The organism is uncultured Rothia sp. (assembly GCF_963544205.1).
Taxonomy (GTDB): Bacteria; Actinomycetota; Actinomycetes; order Actinomycetales; family Micrococcaceae; genus Rothia.
Genome location: NZ_CAUUDY010000001.1, coordinates 339321 through 360805, shown reverse-complemented (window position 1 = coordinate 360805; position 21485 = coordinate 339321). Strand labels below are relative to the sequence as shown.

20 protein-coding genes are annotated in these 21485 nt (G+C 59.4%); 15 read left to right on the top strand and 5 right to left on the bottom strand.

Annotated elements, in window-relative coordinates:
- The first annotated feature begins 132 nt into the window (after positions 1–132).
- The 8 genes from rplA (at position 133) to RWZ58_RS01405 (ending at position 9859) form a co-directional block, all read left to right on the top strand.
- Positions 133–828, top strand: coding sequence for a 50S ribosomal protein L1 (gene rplA / locus RWZ58_RS01440; protein ID WP_005504876.1), 696 nt, complete (start codon positions 133–135; stop codon positions 826–828).
- Positions 829–1133: 305 nt separating this feature from the next.
- Entirely contained in the window at positions 1134–2108 is a 975-nt protein-coding gene (locus tag RWZ58_RS01435) for a TDT family transporter (RefSeq protein ID WP_314656920.1), read from the top strand.
- Between the two features lie 101 nt (positions 2109–2209).
- Positions 2210–3349: an ABC transporter ATP-binding protein gene (locus RWZ58_RS01430; RefSeq protein ID WP_314656917.1), complete on the top strand. Its 1140-nt coding sequence runs from the start codon at positions 2210–2212 to the stop codon at positions 3347–3349.
- Between the two features lie 399 nt (positions 3350–3748).
- A complete protein-coding gene (rplJ, locus tag RWZ58_RS01425) occupies positions 3749–4279 on the top strand; it encodes a 50S ribosomal protein L10 (protein WP_005504882.1) in 531 nt (176 codons plus the stop codon).
- A 156-nt stretch (positions 4280–4435) separates the two neighbouring features.
- On the top strand, positions 4436–4810 hold the full coding sequence (gene rplL, locus RWZ58_RS01420) for a 50S ribosomal protein L7/L12 (protein ID WP_314656915.1): 375 nt from the start codon (positions 4436–4438) through the stop codon (positions 4808–4810).
- Between the two features lie 325 nt (positions 4811–5135).
- On the top strand, positions 5136–6677 hold the full coding sequence (locus RWZ58_RS01415) for a glycoside hydrolase family 32 protein (protein ID WP_314656914.1): 1542 nt from the start codon (positions 5136–5138) through the stop codon (positions 6675–6677).
- Positions 6678–6930: 253 nt separating this feature from the next.
- On the top strand, positions 6931–8931 hold the full coding sequence (locus RWZ58_RS01410) for a glucose PTS transporter subunit IIA (RefSeq protein WP_314656913.1): 2001 nt from the start codon (positions 6931–6933) through the stop codon (positions 8929–8931).
- Positions 8932–9205: 274 nt separating this feature from the next.
- Positions 9206–9859 (top strand): GNAT family N-acetyltransferase, encoded by a 654-nt coding sequence (locus RWZ58_RS01405; protein WP_314656910.1) that lies wholly within the window; start codon positions 9206–9208, stop codon positions 9857–9859.
- A gap of 102 nt (positions 9860–9961) precedes the next feature.
- Here RWZ58_RS01405 and RWZ58_RS01400 read toward each other — a convergent pair whose 3' ends face one another.
- The 5 genes from RWZ58_RS01400 to moaA form a co-directional block, all read right to left on the bottom strand.
- On the bottom strand, positions 9962–11038 hold the full coding sequence (locus tag RWZ58_RS01400; protein WP_314656908.1) for a LacI family DNA-binding transcriptional regulator: 1077 nt from the start codon (positions 11036–11038) through the stop codon (positions 9962–9964).
- Between the two features lie 98 nt (positions 11039–11136).
- Positions 11137–12450 carry a molybdopterin molybdotransferase MoeA gene (locus RWZ58_RS01395; protein WP_314656906.1) on the bottom strand — a complete coding sequence of 438 codons (1314 nt, stop codon included), beginning with the start codon at positions 12448–12450 and terminating at the stop codon, positions 11137–11139.
- A 151-nt stretch (positions 12451–12601) separates the two neighbouring features.
- Positions 12602–13309 (bottom strand): NTP transferase domain-containing protein, encoded by a 708-nt coding sequence (locus RWZ58_RS01390; RefSeq protein ID WP_314656905.1) that lies wholly within the window; start codon positions 13307–13309, stop codon positions 12602–12604.
- Positions 13309–13575: a MoaD/ThiS family protein gene (locus RWZ58_RS01385; RefSeq protein ID WP_070846811.1), complete on the bottom strand. Its 267-nt coding sequence runs from the start codon at positions 13573–13575 to the stop codon at positions 13309–13311. The genes RWZ58_RS01390 and RWZ58_RS01385 overlap by 1 nt, the downstream gene beginning before the upstream one ends.
- Positions 13576–13691: 116 nt before the next feature.
- A complete protein-coding gene (gene moaA, locus RWZ58_RS01380; RefSeq protein WP_314656903.1) occupies positions 13692–14903 on the bottom strand; it encodes a GTP 3',8-cyclase MoaA in 1212 nt (403 codons plus the stop codon).
- Positions 14904–15135: 232 nt separating this feature from the next.
- Between moaA and modA the strand changes: the two genes are divergently transcribed.
- From modA to RWZ58_RS01345, 7 genes are all read left to right on the top strand, one after another.
- Positions 15136–15942, top strand: a complete 807-nt coding sequence (gene modA / locus RWZ58_RS01375; RefSeq protein ID WP_296544989.1) for a molybdate ABC transporter substrate-binding protein — start codon at positions 15136–15138, stop codon at positions 15940–15942.
- 149 nt (positions 15943–16091) lie between these two features.
- Positions 16092–16967 carry an ABC transporter permease subunit gene (locus RWZ58_RS01370; RefSeq protein WP_314656902.1) on the top strand — a complete coding sequence of 292 codons (876 nt, stop codon included), beginning with the start codon at positions 16092–16094 and terminating at the stop codon, positions 16965–16967.
- Between the two features lie 123 nt (positions 16968–17090).
- Complete coding sequence (locus tag RWZ58_RS01365; protein ID WP_314656901.1) at positions 17091–18470, top strand: molybdopterin molybdotransferase MoeA; 1380 nt, start codon at positions 17091–17093, stop codon at positions 18468–18470.
- Between the two features lie 108 nt (positions 18471–18578).
- Positions 18579–19079 carry a cyclic pyranopterin monophosphate synthase MoaC gene (gene moaC / locus RWZ58_RS01360; protein WP_044150196.1) on the top strand — a complete coding sequence of 167 codons (501 nt, stop codon included), beginning with the start codon at positions 18579–18581 and terminating at the stop codon, positions 19077–19079.
- A 55-nt stretch (positions 19080–19134) separates the two neighbouring features.
- Complete coding sequence (locus tag RWZ58_RS01355; RefSeq protein WP_314656899.1) at positions 19135–19653, top strand: MogA/MoaB family molybdenum cofactor biosynthesis protein; 519 nt, start codon at positions 19135–19137, stop codon at positions 19651–19653.
- Positions 19643–20149 carry a molybdenum cofactor biosynthesis protein MoaE gene (locus tag RWZ58_RS01350; protein WP_005504913.1) on the top strand — a complete coding sequence of 169 codons (507 nt, stop codon included), beginning with the start codon at positions 19643–19645 and terminating at the stop codon, positions 20147–20149. The genes RWZ58_RS01355 and RWZ58_RS01350 overlap by 11 nt, the downstream gene beginning before the upstream one ends.
- 129 nt (positions 20150–20278) lie before the next feature.
- The gene (locus tag RWZ58_RS01345; protein WP_314656898.1) at positions 20279–21472 is read left to right on the top strand and encodes a ThiF family adenylyltransferase; all 1194 of its coding nucleotides are present in this window, start codon (positions 20279–20281) and stop codon (positions 21470–21472) included.
- The last annotated feature ends 13 nt before the right edge of the window (positions 21473–21485 follow it).

The window sequence follows — 21485 nt, the reverse complement described above, 5'->3', positions numbered from 1 at the left end:
GTTCGCCGAATAGCCGAGTAATCGGCACCGTAGATTTTTCTACACAGAACTTGTAAATGCCCGTCGTATGGACGGGATGTGGCAGAGCCGAGCGCGGCTCACGAGACCACAACTGCATAAGGAGAAAAGCAGATGGCAAAGCGCAGCAAGGCGTACAAGGCAGCTGTAGCCAAGATTGAAGAGGGTAAGCTCTACACCCCCGCTGAGGCAGTTGCCCTGGCGAAGGAAACCTCTTCCACCAAGACCGACGCAACCGTTGAGGTTGCAATGCGTCTGTCCGTTGACCCCCGTAAGGCAGACCAGATGGTTCGCGGTACCGTGAACCTGCCCCACGGCACCGGTAAGACCGCTCGCGTGGTCGTTATCGCAGCAGGCCCCAAGGCTGCTGAGGCTGAGGCAGCTGGCGCTGACTACGTTGGTTCCGACGAGCTGATTGCAAAGATCGCTGGCGGCTGGACCGACTTCGACGCAGCGGTTGCAACCCCCGACATGATGGGCAAGGTCGGCCGCCTGGGTAAGATCCTGGGTCCCCGTAACCTGATGCCGAACCCCAAGACCGGTACCGTGACCATGGATGTTGCAAAGGCTGTTGCAGACATCAAGGGCGGTAAGATCGACTTCCGCGTTGACCGTAACTCCAACCTGCACTTCATCATCGGTAAGGCTTCCTTCACCGCTGAGCAGCTCGAGGAGAACTTCCAGGCAGCTCTGGAAGAGGTTAACCGTCTGAAGCCCTCTTCGGCTAAGGGTCGTTACATCTCCAAGGCAACCGTTGCTACCACCTTCGGCCCCGGTATCCCCGTTGATCCGGCTGCCGTTGCTGCCTAAGGTATGCACCTGTAGCTTCTAGCATTCGCTAGTGATCGCCCCCGACGTTTAGGCGTCGGGGGCGATTTTTTGTGCATGATTTTGTCTGTGTGAAGATTCAAGACACAGCGTTAAGATTCAAGACATTGCGTGAGCGGTGTCAGTTAAAGTACGTCACGGACTTCCAGCTTTTATAGGCTTAAAACATAGAATGATTTTCGAGCTCCCCGGTTCCTTGGGCCTTGTCCATGCCCGGGCACCGTCGAAACAAATACACGGGGTTGCACGCCCCTATTCTGCCCTACAACCATGAGAGGTAAAACCTAATGCCTTCTTCCCTCCAGAGCGAGCAGAGCGCCCGCCGCGGCCTCAGCGTGCCGGTCAATTATTTTGCGGTGGCGCTGGGCACCGGCGCATTGGGTGCCGCTTGGCGTACCGGTGCGTCGAAGGGAATGGCGCCCGATTGGGTGGGCGAGAGCATCCTGGCTTTTAACGCCGTGGTGTGGTTGCTCCTTATGGGTTTTCTGGTTCACGCGGTGGTGAAGTACCGTGCGTGGGTGCGTGGTTTTTGGGAGCATCCGGCGCGTACCTGCTTCTTTTCGCTGATTCCGGCGACGACCGCGCAGGTGGGTGCGGCTCTCTACCCCTATGCTGAGGCTCCGGCTCTGACCCTGGTTGTGCTGGGCGGAGTGGGGCAGCTGTATTTCGCTTCTCATCGTATCGCCGGTACGTGGCGTGGCGGGTATGCTCCCGAGGCCGCCTCGCCGGTGCTGTACCTGCCGACTGTGGCGACAAATTTTGCGACCGCTACGGCGATGGGTTTTGTCGGATGGCGCGATATGGCGATGCTCTTTTTCGGTGCGGGCCTGATTTCGTGGTTCAGCATCGAGGCTGTGATTCTGAGCCGCTTGCGCACCCTGACTCCGCTGCCTCAGGGGGAGCGCGGCATTATTGGTATCCAGATGGCACCGCCTTTTGTGGGTGGTAACGCGTACTTGGCGGCTAATGGCGGTACGGTCGATTGGTTCTTCCTGGTGTTGACGGGTTACGGCATTCTGCAGCTGATTTTCCTGATGCGTTTGCTCCCTTGGACGCTTGAGGGTGGCTTCTCGATGAGCTTGTGGGGCTTCTCGTTCGGCATGGCTTCTATGGTTGCGAGCGGTATTCGCTTGACGGCAGCTGGCTCGCTGGGATTGGTGGGGCCTGTCTTGACGGTGGTGGGTACGGCTTTCCTCATCTTCCTGTGGGCGGGCACGCTACATCTGGCGTTGAAGGGGCGTTTGCTGGTACGCCCGAGCTAGGGGGCTCACATGAAACTCTGGTACGAGGCTTGCGCACCGTTTTATGAAGGCGCTTATCTTCTGCGCCCGTGCCGGACGTGAGTTTCGGTGATAATGGGGGAATGACTTCTGCATCCTATTCTTCTGCCGCGGCGGAGCCCTTTGAGGGACTGCGCATTCGAGGCGTCGCTAAGACCTTCGGCACCGATACGACGGTTCTGAACGAGATTGACCTGGATGTACACCCCCGCGAGATGATTTCCCTCGTGGGTTCTTCGGGCACGGGTAAGTCCACTCTGCTGCGCATTATTGCCGGTCTGGAGGAGCCGAGTGCGGGTCGGGTGACCTATGCCGGTCAGCCTCTGGAGCGCGGTTCGGTGGGTGTGGTTTTTCAGCGTCCTATTCTGTACCCGCACTTGAGCGTGAAGGACAATATTCTGTTCCCGACCCGGCTGAGCGCGTTCTCAGGTGGGGTCGATATGGACTACTACCGTGAGCTACTGGAGGCTCTGAAGCTTGAGGGGTTGGAGTCTCGTAAGCCTTCGCAGCTGTCGGGTGGTCAGGCGCAGCGTGTGGGTATTGCGCGCGCTTTGATTCGTCGTGCTCCGGTGGTTCTTTTTGATGAGCCCTTGGCCAGTGTGGATGAAGAGATGAGCGCGAGTATTCGTGCCGATATTGTGCGCCTGCACGAACGCTATGGTTTTACGGGCCTGTACGTGACCCATGATCAGAATGAGGCGCTCATGCTGGGGCAGCGGGTGGCGGTCATGGATGCCGGTTACCTGGTGCAGGTGGATACTCCGGAGCGCCTGCTGGCCCATCCGCATACTCTGCAGGTGGCGAAGCTTTTGGCGGCGCCCGCGCTGAACCTATTGGCTCTTGAGGACTCGGAGTTTCTTCCTGCCGGGTGCGAGTTGGCTATTCGAGCAACCGCGTTGCATCCCGTGGCGGCAGATACCGCACACGCCTTTTCGGTGCAGGTACTCGGTCACCGTTACCTAGTGGGCGGCATGCTGTATCGTGGGCGTCTGCTGGAGGCGCTCCCCCTGCCTTTGAAACCCGAGCGGGCTTCTGTGGGAGCTGAGCTGAGCGCCCAAATGTATGCCCGAGTGCGTGCGGGTCAGGAGGTAGAGTTCTTTATTCCCGATGCGCAGGGCCCCATCTTGAGCGGTGCATCCTTGAGCGTGGGGGAGCGGGTGTACCTGGGGGTGGCTGCTGAGCGTTGTTTCTTGTTCTCGGGCGGAAAGCGTTTTTACCTCTAGAACACGGTTTGGGCCTGTCGGCCGGACCTTTCAGACGGGAGAAAGAGCGGGGTTAATCGGCTTAAAGAGGGGCTTTAAGTGATTAACCCCGCTTAATCACGTTTTTAACTTGCGACTCGGGCTTTAACCTGAGATGATGAATGAACCAAAGACCGCCGGTCTAGAACTATGTCCTTTATCGCCACCTCGATGGAGACGAAGAACAGAGTTCTGATAAGAGCAGATTTCACTAGAAATCGCCGCCCGCGTAGGTAACTCGAAGTGAATAGCCGTTGCCCTCATTCAGGGTGCCGTCTATCGTGCCTCGTACGCCTACGCGTCGGGGCATTTTTTATTGCTTGCAATAAATGCTTCGAGGCTCTACCGGCGACCTTACAAGAATCGGAAGAAGGAACTACCATGGCGACTCAGGAAAAGATCGCTGCAGTATCCGAGCTGAAGGAACTCTTCGAAGCTTCGAACGCAGTCATCCTGACCGAATACCGCGGTCTCACTGTTGCACAGCTCAAGGAGCTGCGCCGCGCACTCGGTGCAGAGACCGAATACGCCGTGGTGAAGAACACGCTGGCTGCTATCGCAGCTAAGGAAGCTGGCATCGACGCATTCGAAGGCCACCTCCAGGGTCCCTCCGCACTGGCATTCATCAAGGGCGACCTGATTGATGCTGCTAAGGGCCTGCGTGACTTTGCCAAGGCTAACCCCCAGCTGATCGTGAAGAACGGTTACTACGAAGGTGCCGCTCTGACCGAGGACGACGTCAAGCGCTACGCTGACCTGGAATCCCGCGAGGTTCTGCTGTCCAAGGTTGCAGGTGGTGCAAAGGCTACCATCGCACGCATCGCACAGGTTGTGGACGCACTGCGCGTCAAGCTGGAGGAGCAGGAAGGCGCAGCTCCCGCTGCTGCCGAGGAAGCTTCGGAAGAGGCATAAGCCCCTTTCGTGCTACTGCACCAGCGCTGAGATATTCAGCAGCGTGAACGCGAATAGCGTGTAACGCACCCTAAATTTGACCGACCCTTTCGGGGTGGGTACTGAAGATTTACACCGCGGGCGTCAGCCCGCACCAGATAGTGAAGGAGCCAAACAATGGCTAAGCTGTCCATCGAAGAACTCATTGCAGCATTCAAGGAACTGTCCCTCGTTGAGGTTTCCGAGTTCGTCAAGGCATTCGAGGAAGAGTTCGACGTCACCGCAGCTGCTCCCGTTGCAGTTGTAGCAGGCGGCGCAGCAGGCGAGGCTGCTGAAGAGAAGTCCGAGTTCGACGTTGTCCTGGAGTCCGCTGGCGACAAGAAGATCGCAGTGATCAAGGAAGTTCGTGCCCTGACCTCCCTCGGCCTGAAGGAAGCAAAGGACCTGGTTGACGGCGCTCCCAAGACCCTGCTCGAGGGCGTTTCCAAGGAAGACGCTGAGAAGGCTAAGGAGCAGCTCGAGGCTGCTGGCGCAACCATCACCCTCAAGTAATCGACTTCTTCTCGATTCTTACGCGGGCGGTGCATCCATTGGATGCGCCGCCTCGCGGCATTTAACGGCCCCGAACCCGCCCCGGCATGAAGACTGGGGGAGGTCCGGGGCCTTGTCGTATCTGCTCTTTTCTCCTGTAGCAAACGGCGGGCTCGCCTAAGCTGTGGCTAGTTGCCTGTAGAGGCCGCTGTGACCGCCCTGTGCTTCGAATAAGAGAGGCTGAGAGCACTGTGGTTCCTCTCTCCTAGAGCCCGGCAACGGGGGAGAGGTGCCGTATGATGGGATGAGACAACCCAGACATTCCTTTGCACGAAAACGGATAGACATGAGCGAGCAGAAGAAAAAGAAGAAGAGCGCAACCGAGCGACCCGCCCGCGACTTGGCGGCTGAAGCACAGCAGATCCTGGATGCCTTCGGCGCTGGCGTGCGTGAAGACCGCGACTACCCGGCACTGCACCTGGCACCTCCGGTAGGTCGCCTGAATGACCCGAACGGCCTGGTCTTCGACGGTAAGCGCTACCACGCCTTCTACCAGTACTCGCCCCTGCACCCGGAGCGTATGGTCTACTGGCGCCACGCCGTGAGCGAGGACCTGACTCACTGGACTGATGAGGGTACCGCCCTGGTTCCCGATAGCCGCTACGATTCGCACGGCTGCTACTCCGGATCCGGCATTAAGGTTCCCGGCGGTTTTGAGTTCTTCTACACCGGTAACGTGAAGGACGAAGAAGGCAACCGCGAAACCTACCAGATTCTCGCAACTGCGGGTGAGGACGCGAAGCCGACCCGTCAGCTGCCCCCGCTGATTTCCGGTCCCGAGAAGGGCTACACCGCGCACTACCGCGACCCGCACGTCTTTGAGCGTAACGGCGAATGGTGGATGGTCATCGGTGCTCAGCGTGAGGATCTGACCGGCGCCGTGGTCGTGTACACCTCCGCCGACCGCCGCGAGTGGACCTTCCGTGGCGAGCTGGGTATCAAGGACAAGAGCCTCAAGGGTACCTACATGTACGAGTGCCCCTCCCTGCTGAGCATGCGTGATGAGCTGACCGGCGAAATCCGTGACGTGCTGATTTTCAGCCCCCAGGGCATGCAGCCCCTCGGCGAGAAGTACAACAACATTTTCCAGAGCGGCTACATTGTTGGTTCGCTGGATAACGAGACCCTCAAGTTCACCGTGGAGACCCCCTTCACCGAGCTGGATGCAGGTTTCGAGTTCTACGCACCGCAGACCATCTCCGGTACCGGCCTGACCGCTGACCCGAAGGCACCGCACACCGTGAGCGGCGATGCCCCGGTGATGATTGCGTGGCTGGGTAACGCTGACCAGGACGATCTGCCCTCGTGGAGTCACCGCTGGGTGCACATGTTCACCTACCCGCGTGAGCTGCACCTGCGCAACGGCAAGATTTTCCAGCGCCCGGTGCCGCAGCTCAATGACGCGATGGAGATGAAGCCGCTGTACCGCGAGGAGGAGAAGGGCAAGCTCGTGGAGCTGAAGAACGCCCTGACCTTCCGCCTGCGCGGCCGCGTGAACGTCTCTGATGAGCGCGTGAAGCTGAAGATTAAGGACACCCACGGCGTGGCACTGAGCATCGTCCTGGATAAGGACTTTGTGCAGATGGACCGTGGCGGTACCCGCTACACCGAGGGCGGTAGCCTGCGCCGCCGCACCCTGAAGCGTTCGAAGATTCGCGAGTTTGACCTGCTCGTGGACGGCTCGGCAACCGAACTGTACGTGGGCGGCAAGCTGGTCGCATCCATGGGTGCTGAGGTCATGACCGCTCGCACCTTCTTCAAGGGCGATAAGCGCCGCGTCCGACTGACCGGTGGCGAGGTGCTGTCCCTGGAGTACGGCCGCCTCTAAGCCGTTTTCTAGGCGCTGGTTCTAGGTGCTGGGAGCTGCCCGCACGGGTGGTTTTACGGTAATTTCTGAATATGTCTGAGGGCTCACTCTCCGTGTGGAGGGTGGGCCCTCGCTTTTAAGAACTTTCCCGTGATACCATGTTTTACATCCGATATGTCAAACGTATGACATATGCATGACATGCACACACAGACATATCTCACCTCATTCACAAAGCATCATCCGGTGGTGCTCCAAACAAAGGAGAGCGAGCGTGGACCACAAGTCAGTGGCACAGCGCGTGCTGAAGGACGTCGGTGGCGTCGGCAACATCCTTGCTGCCGCGCACTGCGCAACCCGCCTTCGCCTCGTCCTGAAGAACCAGGACAAGGTCGACCAGGCAGCAATCGACAACGACGAGGATCTCAAGGGTAGCTTCCTCAACGCTGGCCAGTTCCAGATTATCGTCGGCCCCGGCGACGTCAACGAGGTGCACAAGCACCTGATTGCCGCTGGCGCACCCGAGGCATCCAAGGATGACCTCAAGAGCATCGCCGCGAAGCAGGGCAACATTGTCTCCCGCTTCATCAAGACCATTGCCGACATCTTCGTGCCGCTGATCCCGGTGCTGGTCGGTGGCGGTATGCTGATGGCACTCAATAGCCTCCTGACCTCTAAGGGTATTTTTGGTCCCCAGGCAGTTATTGAACTTTACCCGGAATGGGCTGACTTTGCGGACATCGTCAACCTGCTCTCCGCAGCTCCCTTCGCCTTCCTGCCCGTGCTGGTTGGCTTCTCCGCCACCAAGGTCTTCGGCGGTAACCCCTACCTGGGCATGACCATGGGTGCCGCAATGGTGTCCCCCGCCCTGATGAACGGCTACAATGTTGCTGCCTCTCTGGCAGGTGCCGAGGGTAGCGACCCGATGAAGTACTGGAACCTCTTCGGTCTGCAGGTCCAGCAGGCGGGCTACCAGGGTACCGTGCTGCCCATCATGCTGGTTGCCTTCATCCTGTCCCACATTGAGAAGTTCTTCCACAAGGTCCTCAAGGGCACCATCGACTTCATCTTCACCCCGACCCTCACCATCCTCATCACCGGCTTCCTGACCTTCATCTTGGTCGGCCCGCCGATGTTCCAGCTGGGTACCTGGCTGGGTGAAGGTATTAACTGGCTCTACACCGTTGCTGGCCCGCTCGGCGGTCTGATCTTCGGTACTTTCTACGCATTCATCGTGATGACCGGTATGCACCAGGCATTCCCGCCCATCGAGATGAGCCTGTGGGCAACCGGCGGTTCCTTCATCTTCGTTGTTGCCTCCATGTCTAACGTTGCTCAGGGCGCTGCCGCAGCCGGTGTCGCGCTGACCACCAAGAATAAGAAGATCAAGGGTATTGCTTCGGCATCTGCACCCTCTGCATTCCTCGGCATTACCGAGCCCGCAATGTTTGGTGTGAACCTGGCTCTGCGCTGGCCCTTCTACATTGCAATCGTCTCCGCGGGTATTGGTTCGATGTTTACTTCTATTCTTGGAATTAAGGCGGGTAAGCTTGGCGCCGCTGGTTACCTTGGCTTCCCCTCGATTGAACCGACTGTTGGCGCTGGTATTCCTGGCTTCTTCGGCTGCCTCATCCTGACCACCGTCATCGCTTTCGTTGCCTCCTTCATCTGGGGCAAGAAGGTCGAGGCTGGCAACACTGAGGAAGCTGAGGCACCCGCTGCAGCTGCTCCTGCTCCCGCTCCTGCTGCCACCGCAGCCGCTCCCGCTGCTGCTGTAGCAACTGAGGCTGGCGAGAGCGTCGAAATCGGCTCCCACATGGTCGGTTCCGTGGTTCTGCTGGCTGACGTCAAGGACCCCACCTTCTCCTCCGGCGCACTGGGTGCAGGCACCGCAGTGGAACCCACCGAAGGTAAGCTCTACGCACCGGCTGACGGCAAGATTACCGTTGCATTCCCCACCGGCCACGCATACGGTCTGCGCACCGAGGATGGCCTGGATCTGCTGATGCACATCGGCATGGACACCGTTGAACTCGACGGTAAGCACTTCGAGCCCAAGGTTGCTAAGGGTGACACCGTCAAGCGCGGCGACGTCATCGCCGAGTTCGATATTCCCGCCATTAAGGCTGCCGGTTACCCGCTGGCAACCCCCATGGTAATCACCAACTCCAAGAAGGCAGCTACTTCGGTTGAAGATGTCCAGGCTTCGGGCGCATCTGTGACCAACGCAGATTCGCTCCTGAAGGTTGCACTGAAGGCAAAGGCTAACGCATAGTCTGCACTCTTAGTGAGTAGATAACCTCAACGTGATGTACACCCCGTACCGCTCTTCCTAGAGCTGGTGCGGGGTGTTCAATTTTTCCTGCAAAAGCGTGAAAAAAGTGTGTGAATAAATATGCGTAAAAATTATGCATAATGGTGCAATATAAGCCGACACACATTTAATGCATGACCATGAAAAATGTATTGATAAGGCACAATTTATTAGCCAGGAGTGAATAATCCAGCTAATATTTATGTATACTTTCAAGCTTTTGTAAAGGGTGAATATGACCTTAGCTTCCTATACTGTCCGCACCGCCGAGCCTCATGAATATGCTGACGCGCTCGAAGTGCTGATTGCCGCATTCGACGGTGACCCCGCCATGATGGCAGTCATCGCGGGCGGTAGCCGCCGACAGGAGCTCGCCAAGCTCCGCGCCATTATGACCCTGCAGGTCTACGGCAACTTCCAGGACCGCGGACGCATCGACATTGGCATCGACGAATCCACCGGCAAAATTGTCGGCGTCTGCCTCTGGAGCACCCCCGAATCCCACGAAGGATCCTTCCTCAACGAACTCAAGCAGGTAGGCGCCTACTACAAGGCTCTCGGCTGTAAAACCCTGCTGCGAGCCATCACGATGGAGCTGCATCTGCTCAAGTACCGCCCCGCGTACAAGCACTGGTACCTCTTCAACATTGGTGTTCTCGAAGAGTACCGAGGTCGCGGTATCGGCTCGCAGCTACTCGACTACGGTACTGAGCGCATCGGCGACTACCCCGCCTATCTCGAAGCGTCGACCTACGATAGCGCACGCCTCTACGAGCGCCGCGGATTCTTCTCCCTCGGCCCGCTCCACGGAATCTTCTCCAAGGCACACGCCGTCGGCATGGTCTACCCCGGCACCGGTCCCACCGAGATTGTGCAGCGCACCTCCTAAACTTCCGGACGCGCACAAAACCGATAAATGTATATGCAAAATCCGCCCCACCGTGAGCACTCGCACGGTGGGGCGGATTTTTATCGTCAGAAGAGGAGCCTCTTATTGGAGCTCGTCCGGGGCGGAGGTGTCAGGCTGGATCTGATCCAGATCCGGGATAGAACGCACCGTAGCCCCCAGATGCAACTCAACGGGGAGCACATCCTCGGGCTGGGTAATTGGGGGAGTGGCATCCTCGGGGGAATCCTCCTGCTGTAGCTCAATGAGCTCCAGCAGACGCTGCGCGGTACGCTTCGCCATGCCCTCAATCGGCTGAACCACGGTCGCCAACTCCGGCATGAGCAACTGAACGCTCTGCGTGCCATCGTAGCCAATCACCTGGAAATCCTCAGGAACGCGAATACCGCGTGCGCGCGCCCAGCCCAGCGCCAATGCGGCGTAATTATCGTTGGAAGCGAAGACCGCATCCACCGGCTCCGGGCTATCGGCGCGTTCGTCGAGGTAGCGGTAGAGCACCTCACGCTTAATGCCCAGGGAGGGGCGGAAGCCCAGCTCCAGGAACTCCGGCATGAGTCCGGCTTCGAGCATTGCCTCGCGGTATCCGCGCTGACGCTCATTGTGCTCACCCAGGGTCGACGTCACGTGCACAATATTCTGCGCACCCGTGGCAATCAGATGCTCCGTGGCGGCGCGGGCGCCTCCGTAGTTATCGGAGCGGACATTCGGGTAAAAGCCGCTTTCGAGGCGATCCACGGTCACCAAGGGAGCCTGGGCGTGCGGAATATTCACCAGCGCGTCAGAGTGCGCGCCGCTGATAATGCCGTCCACCTGGTTGGAGAAAAGCATCTCCAGGTAGCGCTTTTCCTGCTCGGGGTGGTCATCGCTATTGCAGAGAATGACGCGGTAGCCTGCCTCGGCAAGGTAACTTTCGAGGCGGTACACCATCTCCCCGTAGAAGGGGTTTGCGACCGTGGGGAAGATGAGGCCCACCATCTGCGAGCGCTGACCCTGCAGGCTGCGGGCGATGGCGTTGGGTCGGTAGCCGAGTTCCCGCATTGCCTCGTGGACCTTGGTGCGGGTGCTTTCGCTCAGGTAGCCGCGGTTATTGAGCACGCGGGAGACCGTGGTGGGGGAGACTCCCGCCAGGGCCGCAACATCGCTGAGTTTGGGCTTAGCCACGGAGGCTCCCTTCGGTATGCTAAACGATTGACATATCTCTCTACTATACCCCGACCGCATACCTCATAAACATTCCAACGAGGGAAAATAGCGCCTTACTACAGCACCGGAATAATCGGAACCCGAGCCCCCACCTCATGAGCGGAACCCCGAACCGAAGAATCATCCAACACCGCGCAGTGAGTAGCCGCCGCCAACGACGACAGCATATGCGACGCAGACTTCGGCAGAGGATACGCCACACCATCACGCACCGACACAGGAAGCAGGCGAGCCCCCGCCGGCTTACGCAAAGTATCAACAGGCTCACCCAGAACCGCAGAATCCAGCTCCGGCAGAGGCATATCCCTCATACCAGCCAGAAGCGGCGGCAAATACGAATACAGGGCAGTGTAAGCCGCCAAAGGATTACCCGGCAGACCCAACACAAAACGCTCACGACCCGAATTCGGGCCAGTCTCCGGAACCGGCAGGCGCGCAGCCAGCGCAGGATGACCCGGACGCACATCCACCGACTCAAACAGATACGTCGCACCCATATCGTTGAGCACCTTACGCACCAAATCAACACCCGAGGTGCTCGACCCACCCGTGAACACCAGCACACGAGCCGTCGACGTGGACAAGAACGTGCGGAACTCAGACTCAACATCCGCCAGGCGAATCGAAGGGCGCGCCTCACAGCCAGCAGAAATAATCGCATGCTCCATAAAGCCGCCAAAGGCATCACGCACCTGACCCGGCGCAGGCACACCAAACGTAATGACCTCATTACCCGTAAACGCACAACGCACCGGAATCGGCGCATACACCGGCAACTCATCAAAACCATTCGTGCCCAAGAACGCCGCCATACGCGCAGAAATGCGGTCACCGTGGCGCGCCAACAGCTCGCCACGCTCCAGCTCAGCACCGGCATGGCGAATATCCGCACCCGGCGCCGGAGGCTCAAAACCTTCCGCCATATCCAGGTAATGAATGCTCGACGCAGTCTCCAAATGAGCGCTCACGCCCGGACGCGAAGAACCCTCAGCACCCTCATACAGGCGGGAATGCTCCTCACGCACAATCGCCTCAGCACCCTCCGGGATCAAACCACCCGTCAGAATCGGAGTCGCCTCACCCGGAGCAATCGGCACCGTCAGACGGTGAATATTTGCGCGAGAATCCTCCGGATACGCCGGGGTCACCAGACGCCACGGAGGCGCACCCGCCACAGCATAGCCGTCCATCGCCGAAGAGCTGTAGTGGGGCACCGGCATCATCGAATAAACGTCGTCCGCCAAATAGTGGCCAATCGTCGCCAACAGCGGCAAAGACTCCGTCTTCACATGGTGAGCAATCTCCAGACCCTGCTCATGCAGAATCTGGCGGGCCTGTTGCCACGAAACAGAAGGAATATGGTGAGACATCGTACCTCGTAAAAGTGTGTGCGGGACGCGCAACAGCGCGCGAGCTCAAAAACATCGCCCGGTCGGGCGTTAAGAACTGAGACCTACCACTAGGGTACTCGTAGCTTGGCAACTAGCGCTCCCGCGCGCCTCAGCTGCTGATAACCCCGTGCTAATAACTCGACCAGAGCGAGGTCGTATAGCCGAGAGCCTGCGCCTGCTCCCACGTATCAACATCGGCGGTGTCAGCGGCAGACATCTCCACCGCCGCAGGGTTCAAACGGCGCAAAAAAGAACGAACAGAAGCGTCGGTCGTGCCGGTCGAAAAGACCGAACGGATCGCCTCAAAGCGGTAAATACCCACCAGCGGCTGATAGATGCCCTCAGAGACACCCCAGAAGCCCTCAGAAGCTTCAGAGTCACTGGGCGCTTCAGAACCGGTGGGGGAGAGGGTAGCCGCTACCTGCTCAGCACTTCGTGCCGCGGCAATCAGCTGCTGAACCGCCGGAGCAATACGCGGAGTATCCACACCCAAAATCAGGCACCAGCCCGGCAGCGGGACCTGCGAGCGCTCGCAATCCGCCGCAATACACTCCAACCCGGCGTGAATCGCCGCGGCAGGACCCGAAAACGGCGGATCCTCACGAGTACGCAACACCCCGGTAGGCAACGGCAAGCTCTCAGGACCCACCACCACACGCGGGGACGCGGCGGCCACCGCCTCCAGGGCGCAATCCAGCAGGGTGCTCGTGCCATCAGACAGGGACGCCTTCGGTACGTGGTTCAGGCGGCGAGAAGCGCCTCCGGCAACAACGACCGCGGCGCACGAAAAATCACCCTCGGCAGGGAGCACGGAATCGGGCATCTTATCCGCCGGCATTATCCACCCGCAAAGGGAGGCAGAACGTCCACACGGTCGGCATCCTGCAGGGGAGCCTCCGCCTCCGAGCGGGCACCGTTGACCAGGAACGAGCACTGCTCCATCACCTGGGCAAGAGTCAGACCAGAAGGAGTCGTACCCTCCAGGGTCCGACCCAGGTGCTCAATGAGCGCGCCAAGAGTCGCGGACGGCAGCTCAGCCAGAGGCACCGACAGCTGCGCGGTACCCGCCGCAGAACGCGCGGCAGCGAAAAAATGAACCTGCATCATGCTCCTCAAACCTTGAATAGGGATAGCCGAAAGCCAGGGGCGTCAGGTGCCAGTAAAAGACCTTGTCCCACGCATATCTGGCTGTACATTCGGCTAATAAATAGGGTAGCTTCTTAGCCACCAATAGCGCTCATCGAGCGGCTCGCCTTCGCGAACTCCTCAATATCGAAGTCAGCGTCTTCCTTACCGTGGGCGCGCGGCTTAAACCACATGCCCTCACGCCAGCGCAGAGCCAGCTCCTTATCGTCAGCGCCAGAACGCAGAAGCTGCATCAGATCAGTCTCGGTATCGGAGAACAGGCAGGAGCGGATCTTACCGTCCGCCGTCAGACGGGTACGGGTGCACGCATTGCAGAACGACTCCGTCACCGACGCGATAATGCCCACGCGGCCCAGCGACTCGGTACCGTCAGCCGGGAAGCCCGCCTCATCCAGGGCAGTACCGAGTGGGTACACCTCCCACAGCTGAGCGGGGGAGTCACCACGCGCCTCAGCCACCGAACCCAGGACGTACTCAGCCGATAGCTTCTCGCGAATCTCGGCGGCAGTAATCGTGCCCTCGCGGGTCCAACGGTTATCGGCATCCAGCGGCATCTGCTCAATGAAACGCAGCTGATAGCCGCCCGCCAATGCCCAGCGCAGAAGCTCCGGAGCCTGATCATCGTTCAGGCCCGGCATCAGCACAGCATTAATCTTGATGGGCCACAGGCCAGCCTCAGCAGCGCCGTCAATGCCCTTCAGCACGGCGTCGAGCTTATCGCGGCGGGTCAGCTCGGCAAAGGTCTCACGGCAAATCGTATCCAGAGAAACATTGATGCGGGTCAGACCAGCCTCCGCCAGGGCGGCAGCACGCTTCTCCAAACCAATACCGTTCGTCGTAATAGCAAGCGGAATATCCGGATGCGCCTGATGGATGCGGGAAATAATGTCCACCAAATCGGCGCGCACCAGCGGCTCACCACCGGTAAAGCGAATCTCCTCCACGCCCAGCTCAGTAATCGCAATATCGGCAAGGCGCGCAATCTCCTCGGCGGAGAGCAGATTCTCCTTCGGAAGCCACTGCAAACCATCCGCCGGCATGCAATAAATGCAACGAAGATTACATTTATCGGTCAGAGAGATACGCAGATCCGTCGCCACACGCCCCCAACGGTCCAAGAGCGGACCGCTGTTCGTAATATTAGGGAGCTTACGCGCAGGCTTGACGCCGCTCTCAGATTTTTCGGGCGTAACAAAAGCAGCCCCGTTACCCTCCGCAGAAGATAAGGTGCTTAACGTTGGGCCCGCAATGAGTTCAGAAGAGGCCGAATTCGCCGTGTACGCCATGTAAAACCTATGTGGAAAATTTGCATATTTCAGGTGACAATATGATTATTCCATGTTCCGGCGCCCCTTACATAGTGTGTGAAGGGTAAGTTACAACTGCGCCACCGCAGACTACCGTGACAACGCAACAACACGTGTACAAGCTAGGGACGTACACAAAACGTCACATAAAGCCCGCACATGGACGCACCTCACCTTCAATAGCAGTACGAATCAACCTAGGAAATACCTCATGAAGAGCCCCCTCGCAGCCCTCAGTGCGCTCGCGGCAGCAACCCTCGCCCTCACCGGATGTGGCGCCACCCAGAGTTCATCTTCGTCCACCGCATCTGCCGCAAGCAGCCAGGCAGCCTCCGGCAAGGTCGAGGTCTTCGCCGCAGCCTCCCTGAACAACGCCGGTGCAGATCTCGAAAAGGCCTACGAAGCCGCCAACCCCGGCGTGGACGTCACCTTCGTCTACGAAGGCTCCGCAAAGCTCGTCAACCAGATCGAGCAGGGCGCAACCCCCGACCTGCTCATCACCGCAGATACCAAGAACATGGACAAGGCAAAGAAGCTTGACCAGTTCTCGGCTTCCGAAACCAACGTTCTGGTCACCAACAAGCTCGTGCTCGTCACCGCCGAAGGTAACCCCGGTAAGATCAACAGCCTCGACGACCTCAAGACCACCGAAGGCGTCGTCGCAGTCTGCAAGGAAGACGTTCCCTGCGGCACCATCGCCCACCAGGAACTGAAGAAGCACGACATCACCCTCAAGAACGCAACCACCGAAAGCAAGGTCACCGACGTAGCCACCAAGGTCACCACCGGTAACGCCGACGCGGGCTTCATCTACACCACCGACCTCGCCGCAGCCAAGAAGAAGGGCGCGAACCTCGGCTCCGTCGAACTGACCGACGTGGAACGCAACGAATACCCCGCAGCGCTGAGCAAGACCGGCTCCTCCTCCGAAGCCGCGAAGAAGTTCAACGAATGGCTGAAGACCTCCGACGAGGCGAAGAAGATCCTCACCGACTACGGCTTCAGCACCGCAAAGTAACACTAGCGCCGTTCCGCACCGCTGAAACCCGGAGCGCAGAACGGACACCCGCAGGATGCGGCGGCACGCTCAACGAGCAAGCCGCCGCATCCTGAACACGTCTCCTGCCGCGCTCTCAAGACCCCGAAGAAACACGCCGAGAAATACCCATGACAGACAGCACCGCAACCACCCGCCGCCGCGCCGGCGCCTCACGCACGCCCGGGAGTGGCCTCTTCGCCTCCGTGCCCGTGCTCTTCCTGGTTCCGGCGTCGCTGGGTATTTTCCTCATTGCCGGTCCGCTTCTCGGGCTCTTCCTCAACATCCCCTGGAGCCAGCTCGGCAGCATCTTCACCCCGCAGGTACTCGGGGCGGCGAACCTCTCGCTAGGCACCGCCGCCGCCTCCACCCTTATCTGTGGCCTTCTCGGCGCACCCCTGGCACTCGTGCTTTCTAAAGTGCTCAACCGCTCGCGGCTGCACCGCTTCGGGTCGGTCCTCTACGCCATCATCTACACCCCGGTAATTCTCTCCCCGGTCGTCTCCGGCCTCGGCCTGCTCTTCTTCTGGGGTCGCAAAGGCATGATCGGCACCTACCTCTACCAGGCTGGAATCTCTATCCCGTTCACCTCGAACGCGGTGATTATCGCCCAGGTCTTTGTTGCCCTGCCCTTCTTCGTTGCCACCGCGGTCACCACCCTGCAGGCTATTCCCCGCGAATACGAAGAAATCGCCCTTGTCGAAGGCGCCAAACCCGCAGAAATCACCTTCAAAGTGTTGCTGCCCCTCGCCGCGCCCGGACTCGCCACCGCCTTCCTCCTCTCCTTCGCCCGAGCACTCGGCGAATACGGCGCAACCGTCACCTTCGCAGGCAATGTGCAAGGAAAAACCCAAACTATACCCCTCGCCATCGACCTAGCTATCAACAGCAGCGACATCCCCAGCGCCCTCGGAAGCGCCCTGATCCTCATCAGCCTCTACCTAGGAATCTTCGGGATCCTCGGCCTGATTCGCGCCCTCAAAAAACTACGCGAAAGCACCCGATAAGCCGCTCTGCCGCTCGCGCCGCCACGAGCCGGTGCACACAGGCTCTTAGGCACAACTGCATTTACCAGCTCACAAACACACACCTACACTAGTCATAACCACCGCCGCACGATTGGAACCGCCATGATTTCCCCCGAATTCAACGGAACCCCCAGCACCGAAGAATACCGCGCCTACCTGGCGCTACTATTGCGTGAAGTCTTCATCGGCACCGCAGAAACGGTTCCCCTCTACCACGCGGCAGGACGCATCCTCGCCCAAGACGTCACCGCACGCATGGACGTACCCAGCTTCGACAACTCCCAAATGGACGGCTACGCCCTCACCGCGGCAGCCGTTGACCGCGAAGACCGTATCTTCACCGTCGGCCGCGAGATCCCCGCCGGACGCCCGCTACAGCGCTCCCGCTCCTCCGACGACCTGACCTACCCCATCATGACCGGCGCACCCATCCCCAAGGGCTACGACGCCGTCATCCCCGTCGAACAGTCTGAACGCATCGAATACCCCGACCTGCCCGAATCCTTCGGCCGCCCCAGCGAAAAGGTCAAACTCGCCCCCGGCAAGCCCGGACAGTTCGTACGCCGCCGCGGCGAAGATGTCGTCACCGGCCAGGTCCTCGCACGTGCCGGTGAACGCGTCACCCCCGCCCTGCTTGGTGCGCTCGCCTCCCAGGGGTATGCGCGCCTGACCGTCGCGGCAGGTCCCCGTGTGCTCGTGTGCACCGGCGGTGACGAGATCCTCTCCGGCGTTGAAGAAGACGGCAGCGCCACCACTCAGGAACTCGGTCAGGGCCAGATTTTTGACGCCAACGGCCCCATGCTCACCGCCATGCTCCGCGAAGACGGAGCGGAGGTGCGGCGCATCGCTATTGGTGATGACCCCATCGAGCTGCTGCACCGCCTCACGGCAGAATACGAGAGCTTCAAACCGGACATCATCATCACCTCCGGAGGCATCAGCCACGGTAAATACGAAGTGGTGCGTAATGCCATCGCCAAGGCGCACGAAGCCGATATTCTGGTGCCCATCTCCTGGTTTGGCCACGTCAGCCAGCAGCCCGGCGGACCGCAGGGTGTAAACGTTCTCGATTTCAAGGGCCACCGCGTGCCCATGATTTCCTTCCCCGGCAACCCGGTGAGCACCCTCATCTCCTACGCGCTGATTCTGCGCCCCTACCTGCGTGCCGGCGGCCCCTACGGTGTGCCCTATGCGGTTGCCTCCGAACAGGCAACGCTGAACAATGCTCCCCGAGGCGTGCTCGTCACCGACACCCCGCTCACCGCCCCGGCAACCAAACGCCAGTTCCTGCGCGGTACCCTCGCAATGGTGGAGGTCGAGCCCGGAACCTACCGGGTGGAGCTCTACCCCGACGTGCTCTCCGGCTCGCACCTGCTACACCGCGCCGCACAGGCGGATGTGCTCATTGAGCTGGCGCCCGGAACCACCTACACCGGGGGAGAAGCGGTACCCTACCACCGCATCCGCCTCACCGATAACTAGGTGACGCACCCCCGCATTGTTCCCATCCAGAGCGACAGGGAATAATTGAGACTCACACTAACTAACGATTCGCGGCAGAAGAACACCGCGCAGAAGCCAGGAGAAACGATGACCTCTACCTCTCAGCCCAACCAGGAACTGACCCACGTGCGCGCCGACGGCTCGGCACACATGGTGGACGTTACGGAGAAGTCAGTCACCACCCGCACCGCCCTGGCTGAAGCAACCGTGCGCACCCGCGAAGACGTCATCGCCATGATTTTTGACGCCGACCTGCCCAAGGGCGACGCACTGCCCGTCGCACGCGTCGCCGGCATTATGGGTGCTAAGCGTACCCCGGAAATCATTCCCCTCTGCCACCCGCTGCCCCTGGGCAAGATTACGGTGGACTTCGAGCGTGGCACCGACTTCGTGCGTATTGAGGCTTCCGTGAAGACCCGCGGCGTGACCGGTGTGGAGATGGAGGCGCTCACCGCCGTCTCCTCGGCAGCGCTGACCGTTTTCGACATGATTAAGGCAGTCGATAAGCACGCCGTTATTACCGATATTCGTGTTCTGGAGAAGAGCGGCGGCAAGTCCGGCGACTGGTCCGTCCGCGAGGACTCCTAAGCCCCGGCGGAACACCGCCCCACCGCCATCTGGTAAATACAGAAAAGGAATTCCAATGAGTAGCGAAGAGTACACCATGCCGGAGAACCTGACCGGCCTGGTCATTGTCGCCTCCACCCGCGCAGCCCGCGGCGTGTACGAGGATAAGTCCGGTCCCATCGCCGTGGAGTGGTTGCGCTCGCGCGGCTTCGACACCCCGGACGCTGTGGTCATCGAGGACCGCGATATTGTCGAGTACTTCAACACCCTGGTGACCGAGGGTAAGAAAAACGGTAACCTACCGACTTTCATTCTGACCAGCGGCGGCACCGGCCTGAACTCTGACGACCAGACCGTGGAGGCTGTACGCCCCCACCTGGACAAGGAAGTTCCCGGCATCATGCATGCTTTCTGGATGAACGGTCTGAAGAACGTTTCCTCGGCGGTTCTTTCTCGCGGCGTGGCGGGCGTGATTGACCGTACCTTCGTGATGACCCTGCCCGGTTCGCGCGGCGGTGTGAAGGACGGCGTGGCGACCCTCGACCCGCTTGTTGAGCACATCTGCCGCCAAATGGAGGACTACCATGACCACTAAGCCGCAGAACGAAGAATCCCTGGACCATTCGGGCGCGCATGGTGCTGAGCCGAGCGGCTCGACCGTGGTGTTCACCGATATTACGGAGGCGCCCCTGGAGCCGCTGTATGCGGCGGCTAAGGCTGAGGTTATGACCGATGCCATGGGTGCCCTGGTGATTTTTGATGGTATTGTGCGCAACCACGATCACGGTAGTGCGGTGCGTGGGCTGTCCTATAGCGCGCATCCGCAGGCTCGTGAGTATATTGCTGAGGTTGCCGCCGAGGTTGCCGCTGAGCTGGATGGCGTGCGCCTGTGGGCTGTGCACCGTGTGGGCCCGATTGCTATTGGTGAATCGGCTCTGACGGTGATGGCTGCTGCTGCTCACCGCGGCCGTGCGTTTGATGCCTGCGAGCTGGTTGCCGATCGGGTGAAGGCTCGTGTGCCGATTTGGAAGGAACAGGAACTGCTCGATGGAAGCATCGAGTGGGTTGGCGTGGATACTTCGCCCGCTTAGCCTTCTGAATATTCTTATATATCTATATAAGCCTGTCAGGGGGATTTCTCTCGGGCAGGCTTATTCTCCTTGAGGCTTGGCGCCCTGAAAGCTCAGGCCACCCTCTATTACTTGACGTGAGGATTCCCTATGTCTTCTCAGCCTTCAACCGGCGCGAGCGAGCTCTCTGCTGCTGAGCGTGCGTTCTATTCTCGTCAGCTGATTCTGCCTGAAATGGGGTATGAGGCTCAGCTGACGCTCAAGGGCGCGCGTGTGGTGGTGTTGGGTGCTGGTGGTTTGGGCGCTCCCGCTCTGCTGTACCTGGCGGGTGCCGGAGTCGGTCAGATTGTGGTGGTGGATGACGACTTCGTGGATGCCTCGAATTTGCACCGCCAGGTGATTCATACGCATGCCAGGGTGGGCAATTCTAAGGCTGAGTCCGCTGCTGAGTCCTTGCGCTCGCTGAATCCTTTTATTGAGGTTGTACCGGTGCGCGAGCGGCTGACGGAGGCGAATGCTGATGAGCTTCTGGCTGGCGCTGATGTGGTGCTGGATGGTAGCGATAATTTTGAGTCGCGCTATGTGGTGTCGGCGGCGGCGGCGCGTGCGGGGATTCCGCATGTGTGGGCTGCGATTCTTGGCTTTGATGCGCAGTTGAGCGTGTTTTGGGCTGGTCACGGTCCTGTGTATGAGGATTTGTATCCTCAGGCTCCTGTGGAAGGTAGCGTGCCGTCATGTAGTACCGCCGGTGTGGTGGGTGCTATGGCTGGCGTGGTGGGTGCTGCGATGGCTATGGAGGCGGTGAAGCTGCTGACCGGGGTGGGGGAGCCGCTCATGGGTGAGGTTGGCCTATATTCGGCGTTAAGCGGGAGGTGGGAATATATACCTCTTGTAGCTAGCGTGCAAGCTGTACCTAAGAAAAGCGCCATTTTGCCCCAAGAAACGAGTCATAAGCCCAAAAATCATGTAACAATTCGTAATATTTCTCAGGATTTTACAAGCACTTCTGCCGGTTCGGAACCTCGCTCGATGAGTGCTCAGGACCTTAAAAAGATGTCATCGGGTGAAAATATTGCCCTTTTGGATGTCCGTGAGCAGGTGGAATTTAATGCTTTCGCTATTGAGGGCGCTATCAATCTGCCCCTCACCGAACTGCTTGAAGCGGCTCGAAGCGGTACTCTAAAGGCCTTGATTGAGCACAAAATCCCTGTAAATGCCCAGAAAATCGTTATTTACTGCACCGGATACACCCGAACGGTTGAAGCGGCTCGTGAAATAGCGCCTCTGGAGGAGCGTTCTGTGTACATGCTTGAGGGTGGAATTTCCGCCTGGCTTACGGTCTAAAACACCCTTATTT

What these genes read in the sequence shown, in the direction of transcription:
- moaC (WP_044150196.1), top strand. Translation starts at nt 18,579, where the DNA reads ATGACCTCTACCTCTCAGCCCAACCAGGAACTGACCCACGTGCGCGCC.
- RWZ58_RS01385 (WP_070846811.1), bottom strand. Translation starts at nt 13,575, where the DNA reads ATGCAGGTTCATTTTTTCGCTGCCGCGCGTTCTGCGGCGGGTACCGCG.
- modA (WP_296544989.1), top strand. Translation starts at nt 15,136, where the DNA reads ATGAAGAGCCCCCTCGCAGCCCTCAGTGCGCTCGCGGCAGCAACCCTC.
- RWZ58_RS01430 (WP_314656917.1), top strand. Translation starts at nt 2,210, where the DNA reads ATGACTTCTGCATCCTATTCTTCTGCCGCGGCGGAGCCCTTTGAGGGA.
- RWZ58_RS01395 (WP_314656906.1), bottom strand. Translation starts at nt 12,450, where the DNA reads ATGTCTCACCATATTCCTTCTGTTTCGTGGCAACAGGCCCGCCAGATT.
- RWZ58_RS01370 (WP_314656902.1), top strand. Translation starts at nt 16,092, where the DNA reads ATGACAGACAGCACCGCAACCACCCGCCGCCGCGCCGGCGCCTCACGC.
- RWZ58_RS01435 (WP_314656920.1), top strand. Translation starts at nt 1,134, where the DNA reads ATGCCTTCTTCCCTCCAGAGCGAGCAGAGCGCCCGCCGCGGCCTCAGC.
- RWZ58_RS01405 (WP_314656910.1), top strand. Translation starts at nt 9,206, where the DNA reads ATGACCTTAGCTTCCTATACTGTCCGCACCGCCGAGCCTCATGAATAT.
- RWZ58_RS01365 (WP_314656901.1), top strand. Translation starts at nt 17,091, where the DNA reads ATGATTTCCCCCGAATTCAACGGAACCCCCAGCACCGAAGAATACCGC.
- RWZ58_RS01390 (WP_314656905.1), bottom strand. Translation starts at nt 13,309, where the DNA reads ATGCCGGCGGATAAGATGCCCGATTCCGTGCTCCCTGCCGAGGGTGAT.
- rplJ (WP_005504882.1), top strand. Translation starts at nt 3,749, where the DNA reads ATGGCGACTCAGGAAAAGATCGCTGCAGTATCCGAGCTGAAGGAACTC.
- RWZ58_RS01350 (WP_005504913.1), top strand. Translation starts at nt 19,643, where the DNA reads ATGACCACTAAGCCGCAGAACGAAGAATCCCTGGACCATTCGGGCGCG.
- RWZ58_RS01415 (WP_314656914.1), top strand. Translation starts at nt 5,136, where the DNA reads ATGAGCGAGCAGAAGAAAAAGAAGAAGAGCGCAACCGAGCGACCCGCC.
- rplA (WP_005504876.1), top strand. Translation starts at nt 133, where the DNA reads ATGGCAAAGCGCAGCAAGGCGTACAAGGCAGCTGTAGCCAAGATTGAA.
- RWZ58_RS01345 (WP_314656898.1), top strand. Translation starts at nt 20,279, where the DNA reads ATGTCTTCTCAGCCTTCAACCGGCGCGAGCGAGCTCTCTGCTGCTGAG.
- moaA (WP_314656903.1), bottom strand. Translation starts at nt 14,903, where the DNA reads ATGGCGTACACGGCGAATTCGGCCTCTTCTGAACTCATTGCGGGCCCA.
- RWZ58_RS01355 (WP_314656899.1), top strand. Translation starts at nt 19,135, where the DNA reads ATGAGTAGCGAAGAGTACACCATGCCGGAGAACCTGACCGGCCTGGTC.
- rplL (WP_314656915.1), top strand. Translation starts at nt 4,436, where the DNA reads ATGGCTAAGCTGTCCATCGAAGAACTCATTGCAGCATTCAAGGAACTG.